The following is a 19,282-nucleotide window of genomic DNA, read 5'->3' on the forward strand; positions in this document are numbered from 1 at the left end:
GTTGGTTAGCATATGGATTCACGCGCGGCAAAGCGCCGCGTGGCACCGAGGGAAAGGGATGACGTGCCGCAGGCACGCGTCGGGGGCCGGAGGGCGATCCGGGCCTTTCGCAGCGGGCGGCGACCCGCGCGTCCCGCACCGGTTCCGCCGTCATGACCGTCTCCGTGACCCTGCTCAGCGTGCTCGCCATCGCGGTGCTGATCTTCGGCAACGCGGTCTTCGTCGCCGCGGAGTTCTCGCTGACCACGCTCGACCGCAGCGCGGTCGAGGCCAACGCACGTCACGGCGGGCGCCGGGATCGCTGGATCCTCAGCGCCCAGCGTCGGCTGTCGTTCCAGCTCTCGGGCGCCCAGCTCGGCATCTCCGCCACCACCCTGGCGGCCGGCTACCTGACCGACCCGATGGTGGCCGACCTGCCCCATCCGTGGTTCGACGCAATTGGGATCCCCGACCGGGTGGCCGGCGGGATCATGGCCTTCCTGGTGCTGGCCGTCGTCACGTCGGTGTCAATGGTGTTCGGCGAGCTGGTGCCCAAGTACCTCGCGGTCGCGCGGCCGATGTCGGCCGCCCGGGCAGTGGTCGGCGCCCAGCTGCTGTTTTCGCTGCTGCTCACCCCGGCCATCCGGCTGACCAACGGCGTGGCCAACTGGATCGTCCGCGAGCTCGGGATCGAGCCGGCCGAGGAGCTGCGGTCGGCGCGGTCGCCGCAGGAACTGCTGTCGCTGGTGCGGTCCTCGGCGCGCAGCGGCGCCCTGGACGCCGCCACGGCCGCGCTGGTGCGCCGGTCGCTGCAGTTCGGCACCCTCACGGCGGAGGAGTTGATGACGCCGCGGTCCAAGATCGTCGCGCTGCAGACCGACGACACGGTCGCCGACCTGATCGACGCGGCCGCCGAGTCCGGGTTCTCCCGGTTCCCCGTCGTCGACGGCGACCTCGACGAGACCCTCGGCATCGTGCACGTCAAGCAAGTGTTCGCCATTCCGCCGGCCGACCGCGCGCGCACGCTGCTGACCACGGTCGCCCAACCGGTTCCCGTCGTGCCGTCCACGCTGGACGGTGACGCTGTGATGGCCGAGATCCGGGCCAACAGCCTCCAGACGGCGATGGTGGTCGACGAATACGGCGGCACCGCCGGCATGGTGACCGTCGAGGACCTGATCGAGGAAATCGTCGGTGATGTGCGCGACGAGCACGACGATGCGACCCCCGACGTGGTGCCGGCCGGCGACGGCTGGCGGGTGTCCGGCCTCTTGCGCATCGACGAGGTGGCGACCGCCACCGGTTACCGGGCCCCCGAGGGGCCTTACGAGACGATCGGCGGCCTGGTCCTGCGCGAGATCGGAAACATCCCGACGGCCGGCGAGGTGGTCGAGGTGCCCGCCCTGAACCAGGACGGCCTGCCGGACCCCGCCCTGCACTGGCAGGCGCGCGTCGTGCGGATGGACGGGCGCCGGATCGACCTGCTCGAGCTCACCGAGCTGGACGGGAGCGGTCATCTGCCCGCGGGGCAGGAGCGCTGATGGGCCCGCTGATGGACGATGCGCTGGGAGTGCTGTTGGCACTCGCCTTGATCGGGGTCAACGCGTTCTTCGTCGGCGCGGAGTTCTCGCTGATCTCGGCGCGGCGTGACCGCCTCGAGGCGTTGGCCGAACAGGGCAAGGCGAGGGCCGTCACGGTGATCCGCGCCGGTGAGCAACTGCCCGCCATGCTGGCGGGCTCCCAGCTCGGTGTCACCGTCGCCTCGCTGTTGCTCGGGCGGATCGGCGAGGCCGCGGTCGCCGACGCGCTCCGCACCGGGCTCGGGCTGACCGGCATCAACGTCACCCTGCTGCACACGCTGTCGTTCGTGATCGCGCTGGGGATCGTGGTCACGCTGCATGTGCTGCTGGGTGAGATGGTGCCCAAGAACATCGCGCTGGCCGGGCCGGAGCGCACGGCAATGCTGCTGGTGCCGCCCTACCTGGTCTACGTGCGGGCCGCGCGGCCGTTCATTGTCTTCTACAACAAGTGCGCGAACCTGGTGCTCGGGGCGCTGAACGTGGAGCCGAAGGAGGAGCTCGACATCACCGTCTCCCCGGCGGAGCTGAGCCAGATGATCGCCGAGTCGACCTCCGAGGGGTTGCTGGACCCGGAGGAGCACAGCAGGCTCACCCGGGCGCTGCAGCTGCGCACCCGGACGGTCGGCGACGTGGCGGTGCCGCTGTCGGAGGTGCACGCGATCCCGGTGGCCGCGGCGGGCTCCGGTCCGCGGGTCAGCGCCGTCGAGCAGGCCCTGGCCCAGACCGGCTACTCGCGCTTCCCCGTCACCGACGTCGACGGGCGGTTCATCGGCTACCTGCACATCAAGGACGTGCTGACGCTCGTCGACGATCCCGAAACGGTGATCGACCTGGCGGTGGTGCGACCGCTGCCGCGCGTCCCACGCTCGCTGCCGCTGGCCGACGCCCTGTCGCGGATGCGCCGCAGCAAAAGCCACCTGGCCCTGGTCACCGCCGACGGCGGCGGGGGCGCCGTGGTGGCGATGGTGGCGATGGAAGACCTGGTGGAGGACCTCGTCGGGACCATCCGCGAGGCGTCCTGACGGTCGGCCGGTCGTGGGCTGCTCGTCCTGCGGGTCGGGCCTAGCCCGTATGATTCCAACGGCTACCAGTCGAGCAAGTGGCTGGCGAGCGGAATCCTGGGCGCGCGGAACATGCGATGCCAGGATGGCCCGCACTGCTTGCCGAATCGGCATCGCTTGCGTTGTAACGCGGTCTGACCTGCTGTTGCGGGTCGGCCGGATGACGCTCGCCCGATTGCCGGTCGGTAGGCTGGGAAGGATGTCCGTTAGGGGGCCTGCGACGTGTGGCGCGGCCCATTGTGGAGGAGAGAGATGACTGATCGCGTGTCGGTGGGGAACTTGCGGGTCGCCCGAGTGCTCTACGACTTCGTGAACAACGAGGCCCTGCCGGGCACCGATATCGACCCCGACACCTTCTGGGCGGGCGTCGACAAGGTCGTCGCCGACCTCACCCCGAAGAACCAGGACCTGCTGAACCGTCGCGACGAGCTGCAGGCCCAGATCGACAAGTGGCACCGCCAGCGGGTCATCGAGCCGTTCAACATCGATGCCTACCGCGAGTTCATCACCGAAATCGGTTATCTGCTGCCCGAGCCCGAGGACTTCACGATCACGACCTCCGGCGTCGACGACGAGATCACCACGACCGCCGGTCCGCAGCTGGTCGTGCCGGTGCTCAACGCCCGCTTCGCGCTCAACGCGGCGAACGCCCGCTGGGGCTCGCTGTACGACGCCCTGTACGGCACCGATGTCATTCCCGAAGGCGACGGTGCGGAAAAGGGCACCGGCTACAACAAGGTTCGCGGTGACAAGGTCATCGCATATGCGCGCAATTTCCTCGACCAGGCCGTGCCGCTGGAGTCGGGTTCCTGGGCCGACGCGACGGGACTGTCCGTCGAAGACGGCCAGCTGAAGATCGCGACCGGGGACGGATCCGTCGGCCTGGCGAACCCCGAGAAGTTCGCCGGCTACAACGGCGAGCTCGGCTCCCCCGACTGGTCGGTGCTCCTGGCAAACCACGGGCTGCACATCGAGATCCTGATCGACCCGCAGTCGCCGATCGGCAAGACCGACCGCGCCGGCATCAAGGACGTGGTCCTGGAATCGGCCGTCACCACGATCATGGACTTCGAGGACTCGGTGGCCGCCGTCGACGCCGACGACAAGGTGCTCGGCTACCGCAACTGGCTCGGCCTGAACAAGGGTGACCTGTCCGAGGCGGTCACCAAGGACGGCGAGACGTTCACCCGCGTGCTCAACCAGGACCGCACGTACACCACCCCCGACGGGGAAGGCCAGCTGACGCTGCCGGGCCGCAGCTTGCTGTTCGTCCGCAACGTGGGCCACCTGATGACCAACGACGCGATGGTGGACGCAGACGGTAAGGAGGTGTTCGAGGGCATCCAGGACGCGCTGTTCACCGGCCTGACCGCGATCCACGGCCTCAAGACCGGTGACGCCAACGGGCCCCTGACCAACAGCCGCACCGGGTCGATCTACATCGTCAAGCCCAAGATGCACGGCCCTGACGAGGTCGCGTACACCTGCGAGCTGTTCAGCCGGGTCGAGGACGTCCTGGGCCTGCCGCAGGGCACGCTGAAGGTCGGCATCATGGACGAGGAGCGGCGCACCACTGTCAACCTCAAGGCTTGCATCAAGGCCGCCGCCGACCGGGTGGTCTTCATCAACACCGGCTTCCTGGACCGCACCGGCGACGAGATCCACACCTCGATGGAAGCCGGCCCGATGATCCGCAAGGGCGCGATGAAGAGCACCACCTGGATCAAGGCCTACGAGGACGCCAACGTCGACATCGGGCTGGCCGCCGGCTTCAAAGGCAAGGCGCAGATCGGTAAGGGCATGTGGGCCATGACCGAGCTGATGGCCGACATGGTCGAGCAGAAGATCGCCCAGCCGAAGGCCGGCGCCACCACCGCGTGGGTGCCCTCGCCGACGGCGGCCACGCTGCACGCCATGCACTACCACTACGTCGACGTGGGCGCGGTGCAGGAGGAGCTGGCCGGCAAGAAGCGCACCACCATCGACGAACTGCTGACCATCCCGCTGGCGAAGGAGCTCGCCTGGGCCCCGGAGGAGATCCGCGAGGAGGTCGACAACAACTGCCAGTCGATCCTCGGCTACGTGGTGCGCTGGGTCGCCCAGGGGGTCGGCTGCTCGAAGGTGCCCGACATCCACGACGTTGCGCTCATGGAGGACCGTGCCACGCTGCGGATCTCGAGCCAGCTGCTGGCCAACTGGCTGCGCCACGGCGTGATCACCGAGGAGGATGTCCGCGCCAGCCTGGAGCGGATGGCGCCGCTGGTCGACGAACAGAACGCCAAGGACGCGGCGTATGCGCCGATGGCGCCGAACTTCGACGACAGCCTGGCGTTCCTGGCCGCCCAGGACCTGATTTTGACCGGGACGCAGCAGCCCAACGGCTACACCGAGCCGATCCTGCATCGCCGTCGCCGCGAAGTGAAGGCCCGCGCGGCGCAATCGAGTTGAGCTCGAGCCCGCGTCGTAATCGGGCTCGACCATGAGTTATCGCGGGCCGATGACTAAAATCGGCGCCGGATTGACAACGAACGCGCGTCATGGGCGGCGCGTGGCGACCAGACGGAGAGGCGGCGGGCACCACTATGGGTAGGCACAGTTTGCCCGACCCTGAGGACTCCGTCGACGAGCCCGCCGGCGCCGCCACCTTCGCCGACGAGCCGGAGGCGGGCACGCAGAGCCGTCAGCACTATTGGGACGACGACTCGGGCGCCGCGATCGACTCGACCGGCGAGTTCGGTCACCGCGTCACCGACGAGGACCTCGCGGGCGAGGACATCGAGGAGGACCGCTACCCCGCGGACGCCTTCGGGGGTGGGACGGCCGACGAGTACCCGGAGTTTTCCCCGCGGCAGGCGGCGCCGGCGACGGCGGAGCCAGCGGCCTCCCCGCCGTCCCTGTTCCGTCGCGCCGGGCACCGGGGCCTCGGGGACTGGCGGGGCGGTCATCGCAGCGAAGGGGGCCGCCGCGGGGTCAGCATCGGCGTGATCGTCGCGCTGGTCGCCGTGGTCGTGGTGGTGGCCAGCGTGATCCTGTGGAGCTTCTTCGGCGACGCGCTGTCGCACCGCTCCCACCAGGCCGCAGGCCGCTGCGTCGGAGGTCAAGAACCGGTCGCCGTCATCGCCGACCCGTCCATCGCGCAGCCCATTGCGCAACTGGCGGAGAACTTCAACTCGTCGGCGAGCCCGGTCCGAGACCATTGCATGGTGGTGGGCGTCAAGCCCGCGAACTCCGACGCGGTGCTCGGCGGTTTCATCGGCAAGTGGCCCGCGGAGCTGGGCGGCGAACCAGCGTTGTGGATCCCGGGCAGCTCGGTCTCCGCCGCGCGGCTGTCGGCGGCGACGGGTCAGAAGACCATCACCGACAACCACTCGCTCGTGACCTCCCCGGTCGTCCTCGCGGTGCGGCCCGAACTGCAGCAGGCGCTGGGCAACCAGAACTGGGCGGCGTTGCCGGGCCTGCAGACCAATCCGAACTCGTTGGGCCCGTTGAACTTACCGGCCTGGGGATCGCTGCGGCTGGCGCTGCCGACCGGCGGCAACGGCGACGCGTCGTTTCTGGCCGGCGAGGCGGTGGCGGCCGCCTCCGTCCCCGCGGGCGCCCCGGCGACCCAGGGCACCGGCGCCGTCCGCACCCTGCTCAGCGCGCAGCCGAAGCTGGCGGACAACTCGTTGACCGAGGCCATGAACGCGCTCGTCAAGCCCGGCGATGCGGCGACCGCACCGGTGCACGCGGTCATCACCACCGAGCAGCAGGTCTTCGAGCGCGGCCAGTCGCTGTCGGATGCGAAGGCCACGCTGGGCTCCTGGCTGCCGCCGGGTCCGGTGCCGGTCGCCGACTATCCGACCGTCCTGCTCAGCGGGAAGTGGCTCACCCAGGAACAGACGTCGGCGGCCAGCGAGTTCGCCCGCTTCATGCACAAGCCCGAGCAGCTGGCCAAGCTCGCCCAGGCGGGGTTCCGGGTGAACGGCGTCAAGCCGCCGAGCAGCCCGGTCACCAGTTTCCCGGCCCTGCCCGCCACCCTGTCGGTGGGTGACGACGCGACGCGCGCGACGCTCGCCGAGGCCATGGCCGCCCCGTCGAGCGGACTGGCCGCGACCATCATGCTGGACCAGTCGATGCCCGGTGACGAGGGCGGAAAGACCCGGTTGGCGAATGTGATCGCCGCGCTGCAGGACAGGATCAAGGTGCTGCCGCCGTCCGCGATCGTGGGGCTGTGGACCTTCGACGGCCACGAGGGCCGGTCGGAGGTGGCCAGCGGGCCGCTGTCGGATCCCGTGAATGGGCAGCCGCGGACGGCCGCGCTGACGGCGGCGCTGGACAAGCAGTACTCGTCGGCCGGCGGGGCGGTGTCCTTCACCACGCTGCGAATGATCTACCAGGGGATGCAAACAACTTACGTTGCTGGCCAGACTAATTCGATACTCGTGATCACGGCCGGGCCGCACACCGACCAATCGCTGGACGGGCCGGGCCTGCAGGACTTCATCCGCAAGAGCGCCGACCCGGCCAAGCCGATCGCCGTCAACGTCATCGATTTCGGCGCCGACCCGGACCGGGCGACCTGGGAGGCCGTCGCCCAGCTCAGCGGTGGCGGCTACCAGAATCTCCCCACGTCCGCGTCGCCCGCACTGGCCGCGGCGATCGGCAACTACCTGAGCTGACGCCCTAGGCAAACGCCTCCACCGGCGGGCACGAGCACACCAGGTGCCGGTCGCCGTAGGCGCCGTCGATGCGGCGCACCGGCGGCCACACCTTCGGCCGGAAGCCCTTGCCCAGCGGGTAGGCGGCCTCCTCGCGGGTGTACGGGTGGTCCCAGTCGGCGACCAGCAGGCAGTCGGCCGTGTGGGGCGCACCGCGCAGCGGGTTGTCATCAACGGGCCACTCCCCCGCGCCCACCCGGTCGATCTCGTGGCGGATCGCGATCATGGCCTCGCAGAACGCGTCGACCTCGGTCAGCGTCTCGCTCTCGGTCGGCTCCACCATTAGTGTGCCGGCCACCGGGAAGCTCATCGTCGGCGCGTGAAAACCGTAGTCGGCCAGCCGCTTTGCGACATCATCGACGGTCACGCCGGTCGACTTGGTGATGCCGCGCAGGTCGAGGATGCACTCGTGGGCCACCATGCCGTTCTCCCCGGTGTAGAGCACCGGGAAGTACTCGTCGAGGCGCCGCGCGATGTAGTTGGCGGAGGCGATCGCGGTGAGCGACGCCGCGCGCAGGCCGTCTGCACCCATCATCCGGATGTAGGCCCAGCTGATCGGCAGGATCGAGGCCGATCCATAGGGCGCCGACGACACCGGGTGGCCACCGGGCAATTCGGGACCATACGGGTGCCCGGGCAGGAACGGGGCCAGGTGCGAGCGCACGGCCACTGGCCCCACCCCGGGGCCCCCGCCCCCGTGCGGGATGCAGAACGTCTTGTGCAGGTTGAGGTGGCTGACGTCGCCGCCGAACCTGCCCGGGCGGGCCAGACCCACCAGCGCGTTGAGGTTGGCGCCGTCGACGTACACCTGGCCGCCGGCATCGTGCACCGCCGCGCAGATCTCGGCGATGTCGTGCTCATATACCCCATGGGTGGACGGGTAGGTGACCATCAGCGCCGACAGCCGGTCGCCATGCTCGGCGACCTTGGCGCGCAGGTCGTCGAGGTCGACGTCGCCGTTGTCGTGGCAGGCCACCACCACCACCCGCATGCCGGCCAGGGCGGCCGACGCCGCGTTGGTGCCGTGCGCGCTAGACGGGATCAGGCAGATGTCACGGTGCGGTTCGCCCCGGCTGGCGTGGTAGTCGTGGATCGCTAGCAGGCCGGCGTACTCGCCCTGCGAGCCGGCGTTGGGTTGCAGCGAGACGGCGTCGTACCCGGTGATGTGCACCAGCCACGTCTCAAGATCGCTGATGAGCCGGCGCAACCCCGGCGCGTCGGAGGCCGGGGCGAACGGGTGCTGGCGCGCGAATTCCGGCCAGGTGATCGGTTCCATCTCGGCGGCGGCGTTGAGCTTCATGGTGCACGATCCCAGCGGAATCATGCTGCGGTCCAGCGCGACGTCCTTGTCCGCCAGCGCGCGCAGGTAGCGCATCATGGCCGTCTCGGTGCGGTACTGGGTGAAGGCGGGATGGGTCAGGAACTCCGATGTGCGCGTCGCGATGTCGGCGCGGGCCGGCTCGGTGGCGGACGCACCGAAGGCCTGCAGGACGATCGCCACGTGCGCCTCGGTCGTTGCTTCGTCGCAGGCCACCGACACGTGGTCGTCGTCGACGCGCCACAGGTTGATGCCGTTGGCCTTCGCCGCGGCGATCACCTCGTCGGCGCGGCCGGGCACCCGGGCCAGCACCGTGTCGAAGTAGGAGTCGTGCACCAACGCTGTGTTGGCCGCCGCGCCCAACGCGCCCGCGATGGTCTCGGCATGCGCGTGCACGCGGCGCGCGATTGCGGCGAGCCCGCCGGCCCCGTGGTAACTGGCGTACATGGCCGCCATCACCGCCAGCAGCACCTGCGCCGTGCAGATGTTGCTGGTCGCCTTGTCCCGGCGGATGTGCTGCTCGCGGGTCTGCAACGCGAGCCGGTAGGCCGGTGACCCGTCGGCATCCAAAGACACCCCGACCAGCCGGCCGGGCAGCTGGCGGGCGTGCTTGGCGTGCACGGCGAGGTATCCCGCGTGCGGGCCGCCGAATCCCATTGGCACGCCGAACCTCTGCGTGCTGCCGAACGCCACGTCGGCGTCGATCTCGCCGGGCGGCGTGATCAGCGTGCACGCCAGCAGGTCCGCCCCGACGGCCACCAGCGCCCCGCGGTCGTGGGCCTGCGTCACCAGGGCCGACCAGTCGGTGATGCGGCCGCTGGCCCCGGGCAGCTGGGCGACGACCCCGAAGAACTCGCCCTCCGGAAGGCCCTCGCGCAGGTCGGCGCGGACGATCTCGATGCCCAGCGGCCGGGCCCGGGTGGCCAGCACCGCCGCGGTCTGGGCGAACACGTCGACGTCCACCGCGAGCCGGTTCGCGCTGCCCTTGGCCGCGCGGTGCATCAGCGTCATCGCCTCGGCGGCCGCGGTGCCCTCGTCGAGCATCGACGCGTTGGCGACCTCCAGCCCGGTGAGGTCGGACACCATCGTCTGGAAGTTCAGCAGCGCCTCGAGGCGGCCCTGGCTAATCTCCGGCTGGTACGGCGTGTAAGCGGTGTACCAGGCGGGGTTCTCCATGATGTTGCGCAGCAGCACCGGCGGGGTGAGCGTGTCGTAGTAGCCCTGCCCGATCATCGACACCGCGGCGGTGTTGGCGTCGGCCAGAGCGCGCAACTCGGCGAGCGCCTCGGCCTCGGTGGCGGCGGGCGGCAGCCGGTCGAGGCCCGGCGCGGCCCCGGTTCCGGTGGTCTTGTCGAGGATGCCGCTGGGGACGGCCTTGGCCGCGAGCTCGTCGAGCGAGTCGACTCCGATGACGGCGAGCATCGCCGCCACCGCCTGGCTGTCCGGGCCGATGTGGCGGGCGGCGAATGTGGATTGGTCGGACACGGCGATACTCCTGAGGTGAGCAAGCAAAGGCAGAGGACTGACGGCCCTCCCCCTCTGTCTTCACCCGTTCGCCGGGCGCCTGAGAGATTCGGTGCCGGCTGATGCCCGGCGCCTTTCCCCATCGGCGGGTGTGTCACCACCGCTTTCCAGAGGCATCGTTTACTCGCGCGGTCCGGGTGCCTGAGAGGTTGACGGAGAGGTGTTGCTCCTTCGGCGTTCGTGACTGGCAGCCACGAAACTCTCCCGCTCGAGTGCGACGCGTTGCCCAGTCTACTTGGTGACCGCGAGCGTGCGTGTTTGTCCGGCGACACGCCGCTACAGGCATGCATCTGCGCACGCTCGCGGGGGAAGAGTGGGGCGCTCTCAGCCGATCTTGCGGTCGCGGTGCTTACGCCGCGAGGCCAGCTCGTCCTCCGGCGCCGCGATGGACTCGCCGCCGTCGGCCCGCTCGCCCGGGAAGTCGGCGATCACGCCGGTCAGTTCCCGCATCGCGCCCGACACGGCGATGCCGAACACGCCCTGGCCGCCCTGCAGTAAGTCGACGACCTCTTCGGCCGACGTGCACTCGTAGACCGTGGTGCCGTCCGAGAACAACGTGATGTTGGCCAGATCCTGCACGCCGCGCTGGCGCAGGTGGTCGACCGCGACCCGGATGTTGTGCAGCGAGATGCCGGTGTCGAGGAGCCGCTTAACGATCTTGAGGACCAGGATGTCCTTGAACGAGTAGAGCCGCTGACTGCCGGAGCCGGCCGCGCTCCGGATCGACGGGACCACCAGGGACGTCCGGGCCCAGTAATCCAGCTGGCGGTACGTGATACCGGCGATCTGGCAGGCGCTGGGTCCGCGGTAACCGACAAGCTCGTCGGGGACGGAATCGTCGGGGAAGAGACCGGGCTGGACCGGGACACTCGCTGCTGTGACCGGGGAGTCACCCCTTGCGTGCGCCTGGCCGGCTAGGTCCAGCTGTTCCTGACGTGGCTGCTCGCTCACGGTGGGTTCCTCTCGCCGATCGCGCTCTCGTTACTGGCTGCATGTCTGGCTGCGACGCAGCCACGTTGCTCAGGCCCGAGTGCTAGAGAGCTTACGCTTTTCGATAGCCGCCGCGCCTTAAGTCGTCATCAAAGTATGGCCGTCGCCGGGCTGAGAGGGGGCGCTATCCGCCAGGCGTGTCGACATCCCGGCGCCAGATGAGACGGATCCGTGATATCGACGTCCAGCGTAGTGGCCGCGCGCACCCCGTCGCGACCACACCGCCTTCCTCCTCGCGCCGTTGGAACGGCGCGCATCGTCAGAACGTTCGGTGGGATGGCGCTCTTCCTCCTCGCGCCGTTGGAACGGCGCGCATCGTCAGAACGCTAGGTGGCTTTGAAGTCGTCCGGCGATACGCTGTCGAGAAATTCCTTGAACTTCTCCACCTCGTCCTCCCGCACCGCGGTGCCGCCCTCTTCGTCGCTCTCGTCCGGGATTAGCAGGCCGGCCTGGGCGAGGACGGCCTCCTCGACGTAGATCGGGACTCCCACCCGCAGCGCGATCGCCACGGAGTCCGACGGGCGCGCCGACACGGTGATGTTCCGGTCGAAGACGAGGTCCGCGTAGAAGGTGCCCTCTTGCAGGTCGACGATGCGCACTTCCTTCAGCGAATGCCCAAGCGCCGCAATGATGTCCCTGATCAAGTCGTGCGTCAGCGGGCGCGGCGGCTCGACGCCCTGCTGCTCGAGCGCGATGGCGGCAGCCTCGGACTGACCGATCCAGATCGGCAGGTAGCGGTCACCGTTGGCCTCGCGCAGCAACAGCACCGGCTGGTTCTGCGGCTGCTCGACGCGAATGCCGACAACACGAACTTCACCCATCTGTGTCTGCCCTCCGCACATGCTGCCGTGGCCACACGCTCGGTGCGGCGACACGGTCGAACACCATGACCTCTCCTTGTCGCCGAAACCAAGCCCGTCCGACCGAAGTCTAGTCCTCAGCGATGGAGAACGTCGCGAACGGCGGATTTGACCAGCGAGGTGTGCAGCGTGATCGCGAGCGCCGCCACCTCGCGGGCCAAGTCGTCGGCGCGGTCGCGGGCACCGGCCTTCCCGGCTTTGACTACCGGACCAGCGATTTGGGCGATCAGGTCGGACTGCCTGTCGGCGGCCGAACGGAAGGCGCGCAGGTGCCGGGGCTCCACGCCGTAGTCCGCCAGCGCCCGCGCACACTGCAGGATCACCACGGCGTGCTCATCGAAGAAGCCGCCGGGTCCGGTGGTGATCACCCCGGCCTTGAGGAGCGACGTCAGCAGTGCGTCGTCTACACCCGAGCGCTCGAGCAGGTCTTCGCGGCTCAGCCGGATGTGGGCGGGCGCCACCGCGGCCGCGTCGGATGCGGGTTCGGGCCCGGCCTCGCCGCTTCCCGCGACGGAAACCAATCGCGGTACGCCGTAAGGGGATCCGAACGGGGGGAGTTCGCCGTCGGGCTGGGCGTCCAGCTGTGCCCTGATCACCTTCAACGGCAGGTAGTGGTCGCGCTGCGCGGTGAGGATGAACCGCAGCCGCGCGCAGTCGTACGCGGTGAACCTGCGGTATCCCGAGGCAGCACGCTGAGGCGTCACCAGTCCCTCGGCCTCCAAGAATCGGATCTTGGAGATCGTGACATCGGGGAAATCCGGCCTCAACAGCTCGAGGACAGCCCCAATCGACATCCCGGCCAGCGCCGGGCTATCGGGTGCGCTCACTACCCTGAGGATCCTCCCTCGTCGTCGCCCTGCTTCGGCCCGGTCAGGAAGACCAGGCGGAACTTGCCGATCTGCACCTCGTCGCCGTTGGCCAGCACCGCCGAATCGACCGGCTCGCGGTTGACGTAGGTACCGTTGAGGCTACCGACGTCGACGACGTGGAATTCGTTGTTCTCCAACCTGAATTCGGCGTGACGGCGGCTGACCGTGACGTCGTCCAGGAAGATGTCGCTGTCGGGGTGCCGGCCGGCGGAGGTGACCGGCTGGTCGAGCAGGAAGCGCGATCCGGCGTTCGGCCCCCGTTTGACGACCAGCAACGCCGAGCCCGCCGGGAGCCCCTCGACCCCGGAAACAGCGCTCTCGGCCCCCGACTGTGCGGGGGCGTCCAGTTCGTTCAGGAAGTCGGCACGGAAGACGGAAGTCGTCTCCACGGTAACTTCGTCAGATGTCTGGTCTTTCCCAAAATCGGAGTCCATGTCCGTCACGCGCTGCTCCTCACTGGCCGCTGTGGCGTTGTCTGACCGGGCCGCTCGGCCGGCTGCTTCACTAGGTCCTCTTGGCGGTTCTTCTTCGCCCGGTATCGCCGATCCTCGCTCGTCCGCCCGCTCTCTAGTGTCGTTCTGTCGACCGTACCGCGCACCGGTCGGAATTATTCCACCCCGCGAGGAGAGAAAGCCCGATTGCCTGGCTTCCCCCACCCGCGGCCGGGAAACCTCCCTCTCGAGGTGAATTCCCGCCCCCCGCAACCGGGCGGCCCCCCCGCGGGCCGGCCGGACCGTTCATGTGGCCGTGCGGGGGCTGGCAGGGACATTAGCAATCGCTATTCGGTCAGTGTTCCGCGGTACGCCTCTGCGTCGAGCAGCCCCGAGATCGCCGACTCCAGGGCGGCGGGGTCCGAAACCCGGACGTCCAGGATCCAGCCGGCCTCGTACGGGTCCGAATTCACCAGCTGCGGACTGCCTTCCAGCTCGCCGTTGACCGCGGACACCGTGCCCGAGACCGGCGCGAAGAGGTCCGACACCGACTTCGTCGACTCGACCTCACCGAAGGACTCCCCCGCGGTCAATTCGGCGCCGACGTCCGGCAGCTGCACGTAGACGACGTCGCCCAGCGCCGACTGCGCGAAGTCGGTGATCCCTACCCGTACGGTGTCATCACCGCTTCGGCGCACCCACTCGTGTTCGGCGGTGTAGTACAGGTCGGCCGGGATATCGCTCACAAGTAGTCCTGTCTGCTCGCATCTGGTCGGGCTCGTTCACTTGACGGGCTGAGCGTATTGGTGCGGTTTTGGTTGCCGCAAGGTGGCCACGTCCACCCGGTCGGCCTGCTGCACCGACATTCGTGCCCCCACCCGCTTGATGCTGTCCTCTGCGCCGCCGGGGATGTTCATCGCCGCGGCCAGAGTGGGCGGATCGCCAATCGCCAGAACCGAATACGGCGGCGACAGAGTCATGGTGTCGACGGTCAGTGAGCCGGGGGTCCCCACCACCCAGGTGTCGACACCGACCCGCACCGACTGGTGCGCGTCGTTGACCTCGATCGCCTCGGCGCCGGCGGCGCGCAGCTCGTTGATCACGTCGAGCATCACATCCGGGGAAACCCCGGGCCCGGGGTCATCGATCGTGACGGTGACGCCGGGGCCGGTGGCGCCCACCGCGCCGACCAGGATGGACAGGGTGGTGAGCCGGGCCTGGGCCCGCTGGATGGCGGCCTGATCGGTGTTTCCCGACGCCTGCAGTGAGTTCAGCGTGTCCTGCAGTTCGCCCACTTCGGTGTTCAGCGTGGCCTCGCGCTGGCGCAGGGAATCCAGCAGCACCAACAGGTCCGCGGGCCGCGCCGTGTCCAGCGAGTCACCGGTCTTGGTCTGGCGCACCTGGGTGACGATGGCGACCCCCAGCAGGAGGCACAGCAGGGCCGCCAGCGCCCCGAACGCCATCCGGGAACGACCGCCGCGCGGCAGCGCGAACGAGCCCCTGAACGGACGCGGCCGCTTCCCCGGCAGCTCGTGGCGGCCATGCGGCGCGGCGTCGTGCCGGCTTGGCGCGTCACGGCTTTCGTCGTCCGCCGGCCCCTCCGGCTCCCCGCCTACTGAAGAACTCACCTCGACTCCACGGCCTCACGCCCCGAACAGCCGGCGCCGCAGGGCGGCGGCGTTGCCGAAGATGCGGATGCCCAGCACCACGATGATGGCCGTCGACAGCTGGGTGCCGACGCCCAGTTGATCGCCGACATAGACGATGAGGGCGGCGACGAAGACGTTGAACACGAACGACACCACGAAGACCTTGGGGTCGAAGATCTGTTCCAGGTACGCGCGCAGCCCGCCGAACACCGCGTCGAGCGCGGCGACCACCGCGATCGGCAGATAGGGCTGGATGACCTCGGGGACCGCGGGGTGGAAGATCAGGCCCAGCACGATGCCGATTGCCAGCGCGGCGATGCCGATCATGCGGGTTGTCCCGTTCGGGTAGCGACCGTTGTCACTGGGGCCCAATCTGTTTGGCGAACTTGACCTCGCGGACCGATCCGGCGGGCAGCGACAGGCCGTCGCCCACGTTGACCGTCACACCGACACCATAGGAGACCTCCAGCAGCCGCAGGCGCTGCAGTCCCGGGCTGCGGTCGAAAGTGTCCCGCATGGAGTGCGGCGGTCCGATCGCGAGGATCGCGTACGGGCTGGCGGTGGGGTTGTTGTCGACTAGGATCGAGCCGCCGGCCTGTCGGATGGTCACCCCGGGGCCAATCCGGACGCCCCCGACGGAGATGGCCTCGGCGCCGCTAACCCACAGCGCATTGACGACCAGCTGCAGGTCGCGGTCCAGGATGATCTGCCTGCTCCCGCTGACTCGCTGCTTGGAGACGTCGGAAAGGTTCGGGCCGGCACCGGGATCGGTGACCGTCACGGTCAGGCCCGGGCCGATGACGGGTGTGCTGGCCGCGGCGAGGCTGAGCGCGTCGAGACGGCTCAGCAGGCGCTGCCCCTCGGCGTCGTCGGCCAGGGCGAGGCGTTGGACGTCGTCGACGCGGGTCGACAGCTCGGCGCGCCGCTGGGACAGCTTGCCGGCCGTCGCCTCCGTCGACCGGACGCTGCGCACGAGCAGCTGCTGCGCATTGTGCACTCCGGGCGCCACCGAACGCGCCTGGGCCACCGCCGCGGCGAACACGGCGGCGATCAGCAGTGCCGCCACCGCCTGCCACATCCAGCCGGCGACCCGCCGCGCAGCGGTGCCCGGTTCGGCGCGCCGGGCGGCGGCGGCGTAGCCGGGATCGAGGTGTTCCGAGAGCAGTGCGCGCAGCAGCGACGGCACCGGGATGTGGTTCGGCCGCGCCACATGTGGCCGGTGGCCCGCGTTGGGGTCGTAGCCGCCGAGCAGGCGATCGGGCTCAGCCATGCTCACCCACCCCGCCGGTGACCGGTTGGGCACCGTGTCCGAGCTTGGGCAGCCGGCGCATCACCAGCGTCATCTGCACCCCGTAGAGCACGAACGCCCACAGGTACGCGTATATCCCCCAGCCCAGGAAGCCCCAGCCGCAGGCCCGTAGCACCCGGCTCCACACCGCGCCCCCCGTCCCGAGCAGGACCAGCGGAAAGCCGGACATGAGCGCGAAGGTCGCCGCCTTGCCGACATAGCTCACCGGCAGCGCCGACAGCCCGCGGCTGCGCAGCAGCGGCAGCGTCGCGGCCAGCAGGCCGTCGCGCGCCAGCAGCACGATGACGAACCACCACGGCACGATCCGGTCGAGCGCCAAGACGATGGGAACGGCGACCATGTAGAGACGGTCGACGGCCGGGTCGAGCAAGACGCCGAGCCGTGAGGACTGGTCGAGCAGCCGCGCGATCTTGCCGTCGGCCCAGTCCGAGGCGCCGCTGAACATCAGGATCGCGACTGCCCAGCCGTTGGCGTGGGCGAACAGCAGCGCGTAGGCGAACACCGGGATAAGTGCTAGGCGGATCACGCTCAGGGCGTTGGGCACCGTCAGCACCCGATCGGGCGGAAGCACCGGCTCCATGAGCCGTGACCTTAGTCGGGGCGAACGGCGAGCGCCCGGCTGGCCGCGCACTCGGCGGAAGGAGCCGAACCGGTTAGCGGAACACTCCGGGCAGGCTGAGCGTGGACAGCGTGTCGTCGGACAACGGGTTGTCGTTGACCATGTAGGTCCACGTCGACGTCGGGCGCGCCAACTTGGACAGGTCCAGACCCTGCTCCTCCTCGAGGACGTTCGCCGTCTCGAACGTCTGCTGAGCCGCCTCGACGGCGTCGGCGGCGAGCGACGCGAAGGCGTCGACAGCGAGCCGGTGGAACTCGTCGAGCGGGTTTTGTCGGCCCAGGGCGCGCAGGTGGATGCTCTCGCGGATGTCGGCCAGGTAGGCGAGGTGATCCGCCCAGCCGCGGTCAAGGTGGTACAGCATGATCTGCCGGCAGATCTTCTCCAGGCGCTCTCCCCCGCAAGCGGGAGATGCTCCCACGGAGAGGATCTCGGACAGCTCCTCGTACCGCTTCGGCGCCAACTCGGCGAGCTCCTCGCGCGCGGTCGGCGTGCGCAGCAAAGTGTCACGGCGGTCCACGATGATGGCCCGCTGCTGGGCGGTCAGCTGGTTGTACCGCCAGGTGTTGGCGTGCACGTCGAGCATCCGGCCCTCGGCGACCCGCTGAGCGTGGTCGAGTAGGCCGGCCGCCTTGGGGCTGACGATCCGCCCGTCCTCGTCGGTCTGCATCGGCAGCTTGTTGTGGTCGAGGTTCGCCGCGACGACGTCGTCCTCCCAGCTCGAGAAGAACACCGACGACCCCGGGTCGCCCTGGCGTCCGGCGCGGCCGCGCAGCTGGTTGTCCAGGCGCTCGGTGTGGTGCCGCCCGGTGCCGACGACGTGCAGCCCGCCGAGTTCGGCCACCCGGTCGTGGTCGGCCTCGTCGGGGCCGCCCAGCCGGATGTCGGTGCCGCGCCCGGCCATTTGGGTGGAGACCGTGACCCTGCCGAACTCGCCGGCCTCGGCGATCACCTTCGCCTCCTCGGCGTCGTTCTTGGCGTTCAGCACAACGGCGGGAACGCCGCGGCGCACCAGCCGCTCGTGCAACTCCTCAGACTCGGCCACGTCGCGGGTGCCGACCAGCACGGGCTGACCGGTCTCGTGCACCTCGGCGATGTGGGCGACGATCGCGTCGTTCTTGGCGGCCGCGGTGATGTAGACGCGGTCGGACTCGTCCTCGCGGATGTTGGGGGCGTTCGGCGGGATCGGGGACACGCCGAGCTTGTAGAACTGGCGCAGCTGCTCGCCCGCCGCCAGCGCGGTGCCGGTCATGCCGCACACGGTGGTGTAGCGGTTGATCAGCGCCTGCACGGTGATGGTGTCCAGCACCTCACCGGTCTCGGTGGTCTCGATGCCCTCCTTGGCCTCGACGGCGGCCTGCAGGCCGTCCGGCCAGCGCTGCAGCTGCGCGATCCGGCCGCGCGAGGCGTTGATGAGGTGCACCGCGTCGTCGCGAACGATGTAGTGCACGTCGCGCTGCAGCAGCACGTGCGCGTGCAGCGCGACGTTCACCTCGGTCAGCGTGGTGGCGACATGTTCCTCGGAGTACAGGTCGATCCCGCCCAGCGCCTTCTCGACCTTGCGCGCCCCGGCGTCGGTCAGGTGGACGTTGCGGCTGTCGGCGTCGGTGTCGTAGTCGACCTCGGGGGTCAGCTCCCCCACCAGCTTGATGATCTCCACCCGCGGCGTTTCCCGGTGGGTGGTCCCGGCCAGCACCAGCGGCACCAGCGCCTCGTCTACCAGGACGGAGTCGGCCTCGTCGATCAGGGCTACGTCGGGGTTGGGCGACACCAGGTCGTCGACGTCGGTCACCAGCTGGTCGCGCAGCACGTCGAAGCCGATCTCGTTGACCGAGGCATAGGCGACGTCGCAGCCGTACGCGGTCCGGCGCTCCTCGCTCGTCGACTCCGCGGTGATCCAGCCGACCGTCAGGCCCATGGCCTCGAGCAGCGGGCCCATCCACTCGGCGTCGCGGCGGGCGAGGTAGTCGTTGATCGTCACGATGTGGACGTGCCGCCCGGCCAGCGCGTATCCGGCCGCCGCGATAGCGCCGGAGAGGGTCTTACCCTCGCCGGTCGCCATCTCGATCACGTCGCCGGCGAGCATGCGCAGCGCCCCCAGCAGCTGCACGTCGAACGGGCGCAGGCCCGTCGACCGTTCCGCCGCCTCGCGGGCGATCGCCAGGAACTGCGGGATGTCGTCGGACTCCGCGAGATCGTCGAGCTTGAGCAGCCCGGTCGCCTTGACGAGCTTCTCGTCGGTGAGGTCGGCGGCCTCCTTCTCGTATTCCGACGAGGAGGTCACCTGCGAGAGCGAACGGTTGCGGTTCTTTTCGGTGCTGGCGCCCAGCAACCGCCAGAAGCGGCTGGTCAGGCGGCCGGATTGGGCGGAGCTGGTCTTCGGCACAGGTCAACGG

15 protein-coding genes and 2 riboswitches are annotated in these 19,282 nt (G+C 69.5%); of the genes, 4 read left to right on the top strand and 11 right to left on the bottom strand.

The window, feature by feature from the left end; translation table 11 throughout:
- The first annotated feature begins 152 nt into the window (after positions 1-152).
- The 4 genes from SKC42_RS13330 (at position 153) to SKC42_RS13345 (ending at position 7,281) form a co-directional block, all read left to right on the top strand.
- Positions 153-1,520, top strand: coding sequence for a hemolysin family protein (locus SKC42_RS13330; RefSeq protein WP_330964766.1), 1,368 nt, complete (start codon positions 153-155; stop codon positions 1,518-1,520).
- A gap of 11 nt (positions 1,521-1,531) precedes the next feature.
- The gene (locus SKC42_RS13335; protein ID WP_330964798.1) at positions 1,532-2,581 is read left to right on the top strand and encodes a hemolysin family protein; all 1,050 of its coding nucleotides are present in this window, start codon (positions 1,532-1,534) and stop codon (positions 2,579-2,581) included.
- A 291-nt stretch (positions 2,582-2,872) separates the two neighbouring features.
- A complete protein-coding gene (locus SKC42_RS13340; protein ID WP_330964767.1) occupies positions 2,873-5,068 on the top strand; it encodes a malate synthase G in 2,196 nt (731 codons plus the stop codon).
- Positions 5,069-5,202: 134 nt separating this feature from the next.
- A complete protein-coding gene (locus tag SKC42_RS13345) occupies positions 5,203-7,281 on the top strand; it encodes a substrate-binding domain-containing protein (protein WP_330964768.1) in 2,079 nt (692 codons plus the stop codon).
- Between the two features lie 4 nt (positions 7,282-7,285).
- On the opposite strand, the gene gcvP is transcribed toward SKC42_RS13345, so the two are convergent.
- The 11 genes from gcvP to secA2 all read right to left on the bottom strand — a co-directional run bounded on the left by gcvP (position 7,286) and on the right by secA2 (position 19,272).
- A complete protein-coding gene (gene gcvP, locus SKC42_RS13350; protein WP_330964769.1) occupies positions 7,286-10,123 on the bottom strand; it encodes an aminomethyl-transferring glycine dehydrogenase in 2,838 nt (945 codons plus the stop codon).
- Positions 10,124-10,167: 44 nt separating this feature from the next.
- Positions 10,168-10,281: riboswitch (glycine riboswitch) on the bottom strand.
- A riboswitch (glycine riboswitch) is annotated at positions 10,282-10,379 on the bottom strand.
- A 107-nt stretch (positions 10,380-10,486) separates the two neighbouring features.
- Positions 10,487-11,113, bottom strand: a complete 627-nt coding sequence (locus tag SKC42_RS13355) for a MerR family transcriptional regulator (RefSeq protein WP_330964770.1) — start codon at positions 11,111-11,113, stop codon at positions 10,487-10,489.
- Between the two features lie 365 nt (positions 11,114-11,478).
- Positions 11,479-11,973 carry a bifunctional nuclease family protein gene (locus SKC42_RS13360; RefSeq protein WP_330964771.1) on the bottom strand — a complete coding sequence of 165 codons (495 nt, stop codon included), beginning with the start codon at positions 11,971-11,973 and terminating at the stop codon, positions 11,479-11,481.
- A gap of 116 nt (positions 11,974-12,089) precedes the next feature.
- Positions 12,090-12,839, bottom strand: a complete 750-nt coding sequence (gene ftsR / locus SKC42_RS13365) for a transcriptional regulator FtsR (protein ID WP_330964772.1) — start codon at positions 12,837-12,839, stop codon at positions 12,090-12,092.
- Positions 12,839-13,324, bottom strand: a complete 486-nt coding sequence (gene garA / locus SKC42_RS13370; RefSeq protein WP_085256691.1) for a glycogen accumulation regulator GarA — start codon at positions 13,322-13,324, stop codon at positions 12,839-12,841. Before garA ends, ftsR begins: the two co-directional genes overlap by 1 nt.
- 335 nt (positions 13,325-13,659) lie before the next feature.
- Positions 13,660-14,058 carry a glycine cleavage system protein GcvH gene (gene gcvH, locus SKC42_RS13375; protein ID WP_330964773.1) on the bottom strand — a complete coding sequence of 133 codons (399 nt, stop codon included), beginning with the start codon at positions 14,056-14,058 and terminating at the stop codon, positions 13,660-13,662.
- A 36-nt stretch (positions 14,059-14,094) separates the two neighbouring features.
- Positions 14,095-14,841 (bottom strand): DUF881 domain-containing protein, encoded by a 747-nt coding sequence (locus SKC42_RS13380; protein ID WP_330964799.1) that lies wholly within the window; start codon positions 14,839-14,841, stop codon positions 14,095-14,097.
- 114 nt (positions 14,842-14,955) lie between these two features.
- The gene (locus SKC42_RS13385; RefSeq protein ID WP_085256694.1) at positions 14,956-15,288 is read right to left on the bottom strand and encodes a small basic family protein; all 333 of its coding nucleotides are present in this window, start codon (positions 15,286-15,288) and stop codon (positions 14,956-14,958) included.
- Positions 15,289-15,319: 31 nt separating this feature from the next.
- Complete coding sequence (locus SKC42_RS13390) at positions 15,320-16,231, bottom strand: DUF881 domain-containing protein (RefSeq protein WP_330964774.1); 912 nt, start codon at positions 16,229-16,231, stop codon at positions 15,320-15,322.
- Positions 16,224-16,850: a CDP-alcohol phosphatidyltransferase family protein gene (locus SKC42_RS13395; RefSeq protein WP_330964775.1), complete on the bottom strand. Its 627-nt coding sequence runs from the start codon at positions 16,848-16,850 to the stop codon at positions 16,224-16,226. The genes SKC42_RS13390 and SKC42_RS13395 overlap by 8 nt, the downstream gene beginning before the upstream one ends.
- Before the next feature lie 73 nt (positions 16,851-16,923).
- On the bottom strand, positions 16,924-19,272 hold the full coding sequence (secA2, locus tag SKC42_RS13400) for an accessory Sec system translocase SecA2 (RefSeq protein WP_330964776.1): 2,349 nt from the start codon (positions 19,270-19,272) through the stop codon (positions 16,924-16,926).
- Positions 19,273-19,282 lie beyond the last annotated feature (10 nt).

It is taken from the genome of Mycobacterium sp. 050134 (assembly GCF_036409085.1).
Classification (GTDB): domain Bacteria; phylum Actinomycetota; class Actinomycetes; order Mycobacteriales; family Mycobacteriaceae; genus Mycobacterium.